The organism is Terrabacter koreensis, from assembly GCF_054783315.1.
In genome coordinates this window covers 1,758,503-1,770,207 of the sequence record NZ_BAAGQU010000004.1, presented here as the reverse complement: position 1 = coordinate 1,770,207, position 11,705 = coordinate 1,758,503, and the positions used below count along the sequence as shown (strand labels likewise).

9 protein-coding genes are annotated in these 11,705 nt (G+C 72.8%); 4 read left to right on the top strand and 5 right to left on the bottom strand.

All coding sequences use genetic code 11. The annotated features are described in order from the left end of the window. Window positions 1–7: 7 nt before the first annotated feature. Window positions 8–643: a trimeric intracellular cation channel family protein gene (locus ACYVNR_RS10985; RefSeq protein ID WP_045192509.1), complete on the bottom strand. Its 636-nt coding sequence runs from the start codon at window positions 641–643 to the stop codon at window positions 8–10. Between the two features lie 120 nt (window positions 644–763). Between ACYVNR_RS10985 and sepH the strand changes: the two genes are divergently transcribed. After that, entirely contained in the window at window positions 764–2,164 is a 1,401-nt protein-coding gene (gene sepH, locus ACYVNR_RS10980) for a septation protein SepH (protein ID WP_461048094.1), read from the top strand. 14 nt (window positions 2,165–2,178) lie between these two features. On the opposite strand, the gene ACYVNR_RS10975 is transcribed toward sepH, so the two are convergent. From ACYVNR_RS10975 to ACYVNR_RS10960, 4 genes are read right to left on the bottom strand one after another with little or no spacing between them, the layout of a single operon-like run. Then, the gene (locus ACYVNR_RS10975) at window positions 2,179–2,871 is read right to left on the bottom strand and encodes a thymidine kinase (RefSeq protein WP_045192510.1); all 693 of its coding nucleotides are present in this window, start codon (window positions 2,869–2,871) and stop codon (window positions 2,179–2,181) included. Window positions 2,872–2,882: 11 nt separating this feature from the next. Next, the gene (locus tag ACYVNR_RS10970; RefSeq protein WP_045192511.1) at window positions 2,883–4,031 is read right to left on the bottom strand and encodes an alkaline phosphatase family protein; all 1,149 of its coding nucleotides are present in this window, start codon (window positions 4,029–4,031) and stop codon (window positions 2,883–2,885) included. A gap of 8 nt (window positions 4,032–4,039) precedes the next feature. Beyond that, a complete protein-coding gene (locus ACYVNR_RS10965; protein ID WP_045192512.1) occupies window positions 4,040–4,639 on the bottom strand; it encodes a DUF5998 family protein in 600 nt (199 codons plus the stop codon). Window positions 4,640–4,675: 36 nt separating this feature from the next. Beyond that, window positions 4,676–7,372: a bifunctional acetate--CoA ligase family protein/GNAT family N-acetyltransferase gene (locus ACYVNR_RS10960; RefSeq protein WP_461048091.1), complete on the bottom strand. Its 2,697-nt coding sequence runs from the start codon at window positions 7,370–7,372 to the stop codon at window positions 4,676–4,678. A gap of 88 nt (window positions 7,373–7,460) precedes the next feature. Here ACYVNR_RS10960 and ACYVNR_RS10955 point away from each other — a divergent pair, with 88 nt between their 5' ends. The 3 genes from ACYVNR_RS10955 to ACYVNR_RS10945 are packed head-to-tail and all read left to right on the top strand — an operon-like array spanning window position 7,461 to window position 11,703. Beyond that, on the top strand, window positions 7,461–8,081 hold the full coding sequence (locus tag ACYVNR_RS10955) for a nitroreductase family protein (RefSeq protein ID WP_461048089.1): 621 nt from the start codon (window positions 7,461–7,463) through the stop codon (window positions 8,079–8,081). Window positions 8,082–8,137: 56 nt separating this feature from the next. Further along, window positions 8,138–10,678 (top strand): DNA gyrase/topoisomerase IV subunit A, encoded by a 2,541-nt coding sequence (locus tag ACYVNR_RS10950; protein WP_461048088.1) that lies wholly within the window; start codon window positions 8,138–8,140, stop codon window positions 10,676–10,678. Beyond that, window positions 10,675–11,703 (top strand): sucrase ferredoxin, encoded by a 1,029-nt coding sequence (locus tag ACYVNR_RS10945; protein WP_461048086.1) that lies wholly within the window; start codon window positions 10,675–10,677, stop codon window positions 11,701–11,703. The genes ACYVNR_RS10950 and ACYVNR_RS10945 overlap by 4 nt, the downstream gene beginning before the upstream one ends. Window positions 11,704–11,705 lie beyond the last annotated feature (2 nt).

Genomic DNA, 11,705 nt, shown 5'->3' with positions numbered 1-11,705 from the left:
GCTGCTCTCAGGTGGGTGTGGAGCGCAGCGGCGTCGGCGCGTTGAGGTCGAGGCGCACGGCCACCATGCGCACGGCGAAGACGAGACCGGCCGAGGTCCACAGCACCCAGTCCTGCAGCGAGCCCATCTGGGCCGCGACGACGACGATGAGCGCTCCCAGCATGGCCGGCACGGCGTACAGCTCGCGGCGCAGCACCTCCGGCACCTGCCCGGCCAGCAGGTCGCGCACGATGCCGCCGCCGATGGCCGTGATGACGCCGATGAGCACCGACGCGACCGGTGAGACCCCGGGCGCGGTGATCGCCTTGAGGCTGCCGGCGACCGCGAAGGCTGCCAGGCCGGCGGCGTCCAGCACGCGTACGAAACGCGTCACGCGCTCGACGCCCGGATGGAAGAGGAAGGTGACCAGCCCGCCGAGAGCGGCCGCCGTCAGCAGCCGCCAGTCGCTGATGCCGACCGGTGGCACGCTGCCGATGAGCAGGTCGCGCATGATGCCGCCGCCGAGAGCTGCCGCGCACGCGAGCACCAGCACACCGAAGAGGTCGAACCGCTTCTTGACGGCGACGAGCCCGCCGGACAGCGCGAAGACGAAGACGCCCACGAGGTCGAGGGCGAGCTGGGCGGACGTGAAGGTGGTTGGCATGCCAGAGCAAACGGTACCCGTGCGGCGTGGTCGCTTTGGTGGGCACCCACGCCGGTGGCATGCTCGACTGCACAGCAGGATCCGCACCACCCCGCAGACTCGCTACCGGGAGACCCACCCATGCAGCACCTCAGGCTCGTCGGCGTCCACGAGGACGGATTGCACCTGCTGCTGGCCGACGACGACGGCAACCGCTTCTCCCTCCCCCTCGACGAGGGGCTCCGGGCCGCTGCCCGTCGCGACCGCCCCCGACTCGGCCAGCTGCAGATCGAGGTGTCAGGAGGCCTGCGCCCCAAGGACGTCCAGTCCATGATCCGCGCCGGCCTGACGGCCGAGGAGGTCGCCGAACGCGCCGGCTGGTCCGTCGAGAAGGTCCACCGCTACGAGGGCCCGATCCTCGCCGAGCGCGAGCACGTCGCGGGCCTGGCCCGCCAGACCAGGCTCCGTGCCCGCGGTGGGTCCCACGGCGCCGCCCCCACCCTCGACGCTCGCGTCACCGAGCGGCTGCGCAGCCGCGAGATCGACGAGGGCTCCGCGAGCTGGGACTCCCGCCGCACCGACAAGAGCGCGTGGACCGTGCTGCTCGTCTTCAACGCCGGAGGGCGCCAGCGCGAGGCGGCATGGCAGTTCGACCCGCTGGCACGCACCCTCTCAGCGGTGGACGACGAGGCGCGGTGGCTCAGCGAGGACGAGGACGTCCAGGCGCCCGGCCCCATCCCGGCGCCGCACCTGACCGCCCCCACCAGGCCGAGCCACGTCTACGACCTCGAGGCCGAGGGCGGCATCACGGCGCCGACGCCGCGTCGTCGCGAGGGCGAGACCGTCGACCTCATGGCCGCGATGCGCGAGCGCAGCGCCCAGCGAGGTCGACGGCGCAGGCCCAAGTCCGCCGAAGTGCCGGGCCTCGACTCGGTGCCCGAGGAGGCCCTCCCACTCGAGGAGCTGGCCGGCGACCACCGCGAGCAGCTGCCGCCGCCGGCCCACACCCACCCCGAGGACGACCCCGATGTCGTCAAGACCGGGTCGGCCGAGCAGCGGGTCGGCGAGGTCGCCGCCGCACGTCGCACTCGTTCGGCCGAACGCACCCGCCCCCTGCAGCAGGTCCAGGCACCCGAGACCCCGGCGCGGCCCGACCACCGCGACGACGGTCCTGTCGACGAGGCCCCGGCTGGGCCGCAGGACGACGTCACCGACGCCACCGACGCCACCGACGACGCCGCCCAGCAGGACACCCGTCCCGACCCCGCCACCACCACTGCCAGCGCGGACGAGGGTGAACGGCACGAAGGGCACCAAGGGCACGACGGGGACGACGAGCCCGACCGGCCCGACCCGCCCGACCGTGCCGACGAGGACGACTACGCCGACGTGGTCGCGCAGCGAGCCGCCGCTCCCGCGCCCCGACCGTCGACGCGACCGTCGCCCCGACCGGCGCCCAAGCCTGCCCCACCGGCGCGCAAGTCGGGTCGGCCGAGCGTGCCCAGCTGGGACGACATCATGTTCGGCCGCAAGACCGACTGACCGGCCGCGAGCCCTCAGTCGGCCTGGGTGATCGGCAGCGGCGGCAGCGGGCACACGTCGAGGTCGAACGGCAGCACCTCGGGCGAGATGGCGGCGGCCCTCGCGGCGTGCGACGTCATGCGCCGCATGTAGTGGCGCCGGCACAGCACCTCGTACTCGACGAGACCCGTCGTGCCCGGCTTCGTGTCGCCCACGACGACCTGCTCGCCCTCGACGACCATGACGCCGTCCAGCACGCGGGCGTTGGTCGTCGCGCGCCGCCCGCACCAGCACAGGGCCTCGACCTGAAGCACCTGCACCCGGTCGGCCAGCTCGATGAGGCGCTTGCTCCCGGGGAACAGCTCCGTGCGGAAGTCGGCGGTGATGCCGAACGCGAAGACGTCGACCTCCATCTCGTCGACGATGCGGGCCAGCTGCTCGACCTGGTCGCAGGTGTAGAACTGCGCCTCGTCGCAGATGAGGTAGTCGATCCGCGTGCCGGCGGTCGCCCGGCCCACGATCTCCTCCCAGAAGTCGAGGTCGTCACCGACCTCGAGCGCCCCCGTCGAGAGGCCCAGGCGGGAGCTGAGGACGTTGGTGCCGGCGCGGTCCATCTTGGTGAAGATGAGGCCGACGCGGCCCCGGGCACCGTGGTTGTGGTCCATCTGCAGGGCGAGCGTCGACTTGCCGCAGTCCATGGTTCCGGAGAAGAAGACGAGCTCAGCCACGAGGCACCACCCTAGGTGCCACGGCGGGGTGGCACCACGACCACCGGCACGGCGAGTTCCGCGTCGCTGGTCGAGCCGTGCAGGCCGAGCAGCGCGACGAGCTCCTTGCGCATGAGGCCCGAGTGGACCACGGCGAAAGACCCGCGCGTCACGACGACGAGGTCACCGATGCGACCCGCCACGCCGGCGCGCACCGGACCGAACCAGCCCTCGTCGACGGCCTGCTCGCGGGTCAGCACCTGCACCCGGTCGCCGAGGCGGTCGGTCCACGCACGCCGGACGTCCTCGGCGGCGCCCTGCTCGGCGTAGAGCTGCAGGTTGCGCGGCTCGCCCCCGAGGTGACGCACGCCGGCCATCAGGCCCGGCTCGTCCACCAGGTCGACGCGGTCGTGGAACGGGATGTCGACCATGCCGTGGTCGGCCGTCACCACGACCGAGGTGTCGTCGGGGACCCGCGCGGCCAGTCGGCGCAGCGCAGCGTCGACGGCCTCCACCTCGTCGCCCCACTGCCACGACTGGCAGCCGTGCACGTGGCCGATCTTGTCGACCTCGCCCCAGTAGAGGTAGACGAGCGAGCGGGGCGCCGCTCGCACCGCCGCCACCGCCGCGTCGACGCGCTCGTCGAGCGTGCGCGCCCCGCGGAACTGCCCGCCGCGCAGGGTGGCGAGCGTGAGGCCGGAGCCGTCGAAGTAGTGCGGCCCCACCATCGTCACCGACACGCCGGCGTTCTCGGCGGCCTCGAAGACCGTCTCGTTCGGCTGCCACGTGCGCGGGTCGGGGCCGTCCTCCCACGACAGCTCGTTGAGCAGCGTGTCGGTGGCGGGGTCGAGCACCTGCATGCCGACGAGGCCGTGCGCCCCTGGTGGCAGCCCGGTCCCGAAGGTGCCCATCGACGTCGCCGTCGTGGTCGGGAAGCCGCAGGGCACCCGGTGCGCCGTGCCGAGGTGGCTGCGCAGGAACGGTGCGTGGCCGCCGCGCTGGCGCAGCAGGTCGTAGCCGAGCCCGTCGACGAGCACGACGACGGTGCGCGGTGCCGGGGGCAGGTCGAAGACGTCTCGGCCGGCATACTTCGGCACGCCCAGCCGGTCGGCCACCGACGGCAGGACGGAGGCGAGCGTGCCGCGCGACCAGTCGGTGGGGCCCGGGGACGGGGTCGTCATCGGCAGCGTCAGTGCGCGGTGCCGCCGCCGATGCTGGCGGAGAGCACGCGCGCGAAGCGCATCGCGTTGCCGACGGCGTCCTCGCCGTCGGCGGCCGAGCTGATGCGCAGCGAGATGTCGTCGGAGGCGATGGTGCCCTCGAAGCCGTGGTCGGCGGTGCAGTCGGGGTCGCCGCACTGGGCGGGGATCATGTCGAGGCGGCTGACGGCGCCCCAGCCGAGCGTCAGGGTGAGGTCGCGACCGTGGGTGCCCGGCGTGAAGGTGTCGGGCTGGGTCACGACGTGCGTCAGCATGACGCCCCGCACCGCGGCGAGCGGCACGGTCTCGGTGGTGGCCGTGGCCATCAGCTTGTCCTCGGACTCGGCGTGGTCGTCGGCGTGCGCGATGACGAGGCGCAGCGGCGTGACGACGAGGACGGTGACGTGACGACGCACCGTCTCGTGGTCGAAGGTCGTCTCCTGGTGCACGAGGTGCGACACGACCTCGTCGTCGGCGATGGCCGACTCGACGACGTCGCAGACCAGCGACGGGTAGTAGCCGGCTCGGGTGATCGCCTCGGTGAGGTCCTGGGGAAGGGCTCGGCCGGTGCCCTGGGTCGCGTGTCGCATGACCCCATCCTTGCACTGACGTGCCGAGTGGGTGTCTCAGGTCATGCGGCGACGCCCGGGGTCCTTGCGCACGAGAGCGGGCCGGACCACGACCTCGGCCCCGAGCACGTCGACCCCGCCGGTCCACGCGTTGACCGGGTTGAGCTCGACCGACGCGAGCTCCGGGTGGTCGTCGGCGAGCACCGAGAGCCGTGCGACGAGGTCGGCGAGCGCCGCCCGGTGGACGGGGGCCGCGCCACGGTGGCCGTTCAGCAGGGGCGCCGCCTTGACGCCGTCGATGAGGTCGGTGACGTCGACGTCGGTCAGCGGCGGGATGCGGTGAGCCACGTCGTCGAGCAGCTCGGTGGGCGGCCCCGCCACCGAGAAGCTGACGACGGGACCGAAGAGCGGGTCCTCGCTCGCGCGGATCACGGTCGAGACACCCGGCACGGCCATGCGCTGCACGACGAACCGGTCGGCGACGAGCGGCCCGAGCCGCTCGCTGAGGGACGCATACGCGTTGCGGACCGCCTCTGCGTCGACGAGGTCGCCGCGCACGCCGACGAGTCCGGGCTGGTGGCGCACCACCGGCGACGTCGACTTGAGGATGACGGGGTAGGTGAGCTCGTCGGCAGCGGCGACGGCAGCCTCGACGCCGGTGACCTCCACGGCGGGCCACACCCGGATGCCGTACGCGCCGAGCAGCTCGCGAGCCTCCTCGCGCGTCAGCGCGCGACCCTCGCTGCTCCCGGCGAGGTAGCCGTCGATGAGCGCTTCGGCGCGCAGCCGGTCGATGCCGACGGGAGAGACCGCGGTGCCACGGTCACGCTGGCGCCACAACGCGTACCTCGTGACCGCGTTGAGCGCGCGGATGCCGTCCTCGGGCATCGCGTACGCGGGCACCGACCTGCGCATGCCGTCCTGGTCGTACGAGAGTCCGTCACCGACACCGCGCATGCCGAGGAACGTTGCGACACAAGGCTTCTCGTAGTCGGCGACGATGTTGCGAACGGCCGTGTGGACCTCCTCGTCCTGTGTGACGAGGGGCGGGATGAACGCGGCGACGACGCTGTCGACCTCCGGGTCGGCGAAGGCGGCGTCGAGCGCGGCCGCGAACTCCTCGGCCGACGCCTGCGGCGGCAGGGAGACGGGCCCGTGGGTCACCCGCAGCCCCCAGCTGACGCAGGCGCTCGCGCTCAGGGCGCCGAGGGCGTCGGAGTTGCCGACGATGGCGACCCGGTCACCCTTGGGGAGCGGCTGGTGGAGCGTGAGCTGGGCGACGTCGAAGAGCTGGTGCACGTTCTCGACCCGGATGACGCCGGCCTGCCGGAGCAGGGCGTCGAACGCCTGCGGCGGCACGTTGGTGATCCGGGTACGGTGCCCGGGCGGCGCCGCGAAGCTCGAGACGCCCGAGCTGACCACGACGACCGGCTTGACCGCCGCCAGCGCCCGGGCGATGCGCGAGAACTTGCGGGGGTTGCCCATCGACTCGAGGTAGAGGCCGACGGTGTCGGTGCCCTGGTCGTCGATCCAGTACTGCATGAGGTCGTTGCCGGAGACGTCGACGCGGTTGCCGGCCGAGGCGAAGACCGAGATCCCGAGCCCTCGCCTGGCCGCCGACGCGAGCACCGCGACACCCAGGGCGCCGCTCTGCGCGAAGAGGCCGAGCCGTCCGGAGTCGGGGATGACGGAGGCGAGGGTGGCGTTGAGCCGCACGGCCGGGTCGTTGTTGATGAGCCCGAAGCTGTTGGGCCCGACGATGCGCATGCCGGCCCGACGCACCCGGCGACGCAGCTTCTCCTGCAGCAGGACTCCCTCCGCACCGGCCTCGGCGAACCCGGCCGAGAGGACGAGCAGCGCCTTGACCCCAGCCCTGCCGCAGTCCTTGACGACGTCGATGGCCTGCGCGGCCGGCACGACGACGATCGCGAGGTCGACGGGCTCGGGCGTCTCGAGGATGCTCGGGTAGGCCTTGAGGCCCTGGACGTGCTCGGCCACCCGGTGGATCGGGTAGAGCTCGCCCTGGTAGCCGGCGGCGAGGATGTTGCGCATCACCAGCGCGCCGATGGACTCCTCGCGGCGGCTGGCGCCGATGATGGCGACCCGCTCGGGGAAGAGGATGGTGCGCATGCTGCGCGACTCAGCGCGGTGCTCGCGCGAGAGCTGCACCGCCTTGCTCTGCTCGGTCGGCTCGATGTCGAAGGCGACCTCGACGACACCGTCCTCGATGTGGTGCGTGACCTCGTAGCCGGCGTCCTTGAAGACCGTCAGCATCTTCCGGTTCTGGGGCAGCACCTCGGCGACGAACCTCGTGATCCCCATCTCCTGGGCGATCGCGGCGAGGTGCTCGAGCATCACCGAGCCGATGCCCTTGCCCTGGAAGTGGTCCGAGATGTTGAACGCCACCTCCGCCGAGGTCGGGTTGATGCGGTCGTAGCGCCCGATCCCGGTGATCTCGCCGTCGAGGGTCGCGACGAGGGCGACCCGGTCGTGGTGGTCGACGTGCGTGAAGCGGTGGACGTCCCGCTCGCTCAGCTCGCGCAGCGGCGCGAAGAAGCGCAGGTAGATCGACTCCTCGGACTGCTTGCTGTGGAAGGCGCGGATGCCGTCGGCGTCGTCGGGCGTGATCGGCCTGATGTGCGCTACGGAGCCGTCGCGGAGCACGACGTCGGCCTCCCACTCGACGGGCGCACCCGCCGCCCGGGCCGAGACCCGCTCCATCGCCGCGGTGTCGTCGAGCTCGCCACCCTCCATGGGGCACATCCTGTCACCTCGGCGCGACGGCGCACCGGACATGCCGGGACGCGCGGGACCACGACGGGCCGGATGGCACTCTGTGCGGATGGAGTTCAGCGAGGTCGTCCGCGCCCGACGCATGGTCCGCCGCTACGACCCCGACCGGCCCGTCCCGAGGGAGGTCGTCGAGCGGTGCCTCGCCAACGCCGTCCGCTCCCCCAGCGCCGGCTTCAGCCAGGGCTGGGACTTCCTCGTGCTCACGACCCCGCAGGAGCGTGACACGTTCTGGGCTGCCACGACGGACGAGGGGACCCCGAGCGACCGCTGGCTCGACGGCATACGCAAGGCACCCGTGCTCGTGCTGTGCCTCTCGCACAAGGACGCCTACCTCGACCGCTACGCGGCGCCCGACAAGGGCTGGACCGACCGTGACGAAGCACGGTGGCCGGTGCCCTACTGGGACGTCGACACCGGCATGGCCTCGCTGCTCATCCTGCTCACGGCCACCGACGAGGGCCTCGGCAGCCTCTTCTTCGGCGTGCCGCCGGAGCGCCACTCGGCCGTGCACGAGGCGTTCGCGATCCCCATGTCACGCACGATCGTCGGCGTCGTCTCGATCGGGTATGCCGTCCCGGGGCCCAGGAGCCCGAGCCTGCGCCGCCACCGACGGAGCGGCCACGAGGTGGCCCACTGGGGCCGTTTCGGCGTGGCAGGTGAGGACGCGTGAGCGGCCTGCGCGAAGATGGGGTGTTCACCCGCTAGCGGCAAGGAGCACCACCCGGCATGGCCCGTCGCACGACCACCCCGCCTCCGCCCGAGGACTTCGAGGAGAAGATCGTCGGGATCGACGTCGAGGAGGAGATGCAGAACGCCTTCCTCGAGTACTCCTACAGCGTCATCTACAGCCGGGCCCTGCCCGACGCGCGCGATGGCCTCAAGCCGGTCCAGCGACGCATCCTCTACGGCGCCAACGAGCTCGGTCTGCGCCCCGACCGCGGTCACGTCAAGAGCCAGCGCGTCGTCGGCGAGGTGATGGGCAAGTACCACCCCCACGGGGACCAGGCCATCTACGACGCCCTCGTGCGCATGGCCCAGCCCTTCACGCTGCGCCTGCCCCTCATCGACGGCCACGGCAACTTCGGCTCGCTCGACGACGGTCCGGCCGCGGCCCGCTACACCGAGGCGCGGATGGCGAACGCCGCCCTCCTCATGGTCGGCTCCCTCGACGAGGACACCGTCGACTTCGTCCCGAACTACGACGACACGCAGTACCAGCCGGGCGTGCTGCCCGCCGCGTACCCGAACCTCCTCGTCAACGGCGCGGCCGGCATCGCCGTCGGCATGGCCACCAACATGCCGCCGCACAACCTCGTCGAGGTCATCGGCGCCGCGCGCCACCTCATCGCGAATCCCTCGTGCTCGCTCGAGGACCTCATGAAGTTCGTGCCGGGGCCGGACCTGCCCTGCGGCGGCAAGATCGTCGGCCTCGAGGGCATCCGCGACGCGTACCTCACGGGGCGCGGCAGCTTCCGCACCCGCGCGACCGCCCGCATCGAGTCGATCACCCCGCGCCGCAAGGGCATCGTCGTCACCGAGCTGCCCTACCTCGTCGGCCCCGAGAAGGTCATCGACAAGGTCAAGGACCTCGTGCAGGGCAAGAAGCTGCAGGGCATCGCCGACCTCAAGGACCTCTCCGACCGCCAGCACGGGCTGCGCCTCGTCATCGAGGTCAAGAACGGCTTCAACCCCGACGCCGTCCTCGAGCAGCTCTACAAGCTGACGCCGATGGAGGAGAACTTCGGCATCAACAACGTGGCGCTCGTCGACGGGCAGCCCCGCACGATGGGGCTCAAGGAGCTGCTCAAGGTCTACGTCGACTTCCGCACCACGGTCGTGCGGCGCCGCACCGAGCACCGGCTGGCCAAGCGCGAGGAGCGGCTGCACCTCGTCGAGGGCCTGCTCATCGCCATCGTCGACATCGACGAGGTCATCCAGGTCATCCGCAGCTCCGACGACGCCGGCACGGCGCGCGCCCGCCTCATGGAGGTCTTCGACCTCTCCGAGGCGCAGGCGACCTACATCCTCGACCTGCAGCTGCGCCGCCTCACGAAGTTCTCGCGCATCGAGCTCGAGACCGAGAAGGCGGAGCTCGAGCGGGCGATCGAGGAGCTGCGCGCCCTGCTCGACAACGAGAAGCTGCTGCTCAAGCTCGTCTCGACCGAGCTCGCCGACGTCGCCAAGGCGCACGGCACGCCGCGCCGCACGGTGCTGCTCGAGAGCTCGGGTGCGAGCGCGGCCGCCACCGCCAGCTCGCCGCTCGAGATCGCCGACGACCCGTGCTGGGTGCTGCTCTCGTCCACGGGATTGCTCGCCCGCACGGGCTCCGCCGAGCCGGTCCTCGCCGAGGGGTCCCGCTCCAAGCACGACGTCGTCATCGGCGCCGTGCCCACCACGGCCCGCGGCGAGTTCGGGCTCGTGACCTCGGCCGGGCGCATGGTCCGACTCTCGGCTCTCGACCTGCCCACCCTGCCTCCCACGAACGGCGCCCCGAGCCTCTCCGGCGGGGCTCCCCTCGCCGCCTACGTCGACCTCGCGAAGGGCGAGGAGCCGGTGACGATCGTGCCGATCGGGGCCGACGCTCCCGTGGTCGCGCTCGGCACCGCCGCCGGTGTGGTCAAGCGCGTGACCCCCGACGCCCCCAAGAGCAACGACTGGGACGTCATCTCCCTCAAGGACGGCGACCGGGTCGTGGGAGCGGGTGTCGCGGCCCGTGACGACCTCGACCTCGTGTTCGTGACGACCGACGCGCAGCTGCTGCGCTTCCCGGCCCGGTCGGTGCGCCCACAGGGCCGGTCGGCCGGTGGCATGGCCGGCATCAAGCTCGCCGCCGGCGCCCGCGCCGCGTTCTTCGGCGTCGTCGACCCGCGGCGCGAGGGCGTCGTCGTCACCTCGGCGGGCTCGTCGGGGGCGCTCCCGGGCACCGAGGGCGGCTCGATCAAGGTCACGCCGTACGCCGAGTACCCCGCCAAGGGACGCGCGACCGGCGGGGTCCGGTGCCACCGGTTCCTCAAGGGCGAGGACACCCTCGTCCTCGCCTTCGCCGGCAACACCCCGGCGCGGGCCGCCGCCGCCAACGGCGTCGCCATCGAGCTGCCGGCCGCAGACGGGCGCCGCGACGGGTCCGGGGTGCCCACCACGGCGCTCATCGCGCACGTCTCCGCTCCGCCGGCCACCGAACGGACCAGTGGCTCCGGAGCGGCCTCAGCCGAGGCCGTCGACGTCTCCCCTGACGACGCACCCGATCCCGAGGAGGGCCAGTCGTGAGCGACGCGACCGAGGTCACGGACTTCGACGAGCACCCGGCCACCAGCGGTCACGGCCGTCCGGCCGCGGACGCCTGCTCGGTGCAGTGGGACCGCGACGGCACGAGCGCCTACGGCACCGCCGCGACCGCCCGGTTCTTCGTCGTGGTGGAGCAGCCGGGACCCTGGGGCCGCGACGCCGCACGCGAGTCGCACCTCGACCGCGACCTCGGCGCTGAGCTCGACGCACGCACGACGCACGCCGGCGGACGGTTCATGCTCATCCGCCGGCCCGGCGGGCACCCCGCGCACGACGGCCCGCGGCGGGTGCTGCTCGCCCACGCCGGCACGCGCCCACAGGATGCGTGGCTGCTGTCCGCGGAGGTCGACGACATCGGCAGCCTGCTCGGCCTCGACTGGGGCGCCCTGGCGCGCGGCAGCCGCTCGCTCGTGCAGGCGTCGCTGCCGGGGTCCGGGTCGGCCGAGCCGACGCTGCTCGTCTGCACGAACGGGCGCCGCGACGTCTGCTGCGCAGTGCGGGGCCGTCCGCTCGCGGCGCACGCCGCCCGGCTCGCGCCAGGTCGCGTGTGGGAGGTGTCGCACACCGGCGGCCACCGGTTCGCTCCGACGGCGGTGCTGCTGCCCTGGGGCCAGACCCTGGCCCGGCTCGACGACCACGGCGCCGAGCGGGTGCTCGCCGCCAGCGACACCGGCCACCTCCCGACCGAGCTCGTCGGACCGCTGCACGACCGTGGCCGTTCCGGCGTGCCGGGTCCGTCGCAGTGCGCCGAGTCCCACGTCCGCGCCGAGACGGGCGAGACGCGCCTCGCGGCCCTCTGGGCCGAGGACCCCGTTGCCTTCCCCGACGCCGAGCCCTCCGGCTCTCAGGGGACCGGGTGGGAGGTCATCGTGAACCACACCGACGGGCGGCGCTGGCGCGTCGCCGTGACCCGGGTGCCGGCCGACCGCTCGCGCCCCGAGTCCTGCGGCAAGAAGGCCGTCGACGTGCTCGAGCACCGCGCGACGACCCTCGAGGCCTGGTTCTAGCC

Coding starts and splice junctions, on each gene's coding strand:
- ACYVNR_RS10985 (WP_045192509.1), bottom strand. CDS start 643: ATGCCAACCACCTTCACGTCCGCCCAGCTCGCCCTCGACCTCGTGGGC.
- sepH (WP_461048094.1), top strand. CDS start 764: ATGCAGCACCTCAGGCTCGTCGGCGTCCACGAGGACGGATTGCACCTG.
- ACYVNR_RS10970 (WP_045192511.1), bottom strand. CDS start 4,031: ATGACGACCCCGTCCCCGGGCCCCACCGACTGGTCGCGCGGCACGCTC.
- ACYVNR_RS10965 (WP_045192512.1), bottom strand. CDS start 4,639: ATGCGACACGCGACCCAGGGCACCGGCCGAGCCCTTCCCCAGGACCTC.
- ACYVNR_RS10960 (WP_461048091.1), bottom strand. CDS start 7,372: ATGGAGGGTGGCGAGCTCGACGACACCGCGGCGATGGAGCGGGTCTCG.
- ACYVNR_RS10955 (WP_461048089.1), top strand. CDS start 7,461: ATGGAGTTCAGCGAGGTCGTCCGCGCCCGACGCATGGTCCGCCGCTAC.
- ACYVNR_RS10950 (WP_461048088.1), top strand. CDS start 8,138: ATGGCCCGTCGCACGACCACCCCGCCTCCGCCCGAGGACTTCGAGGAG.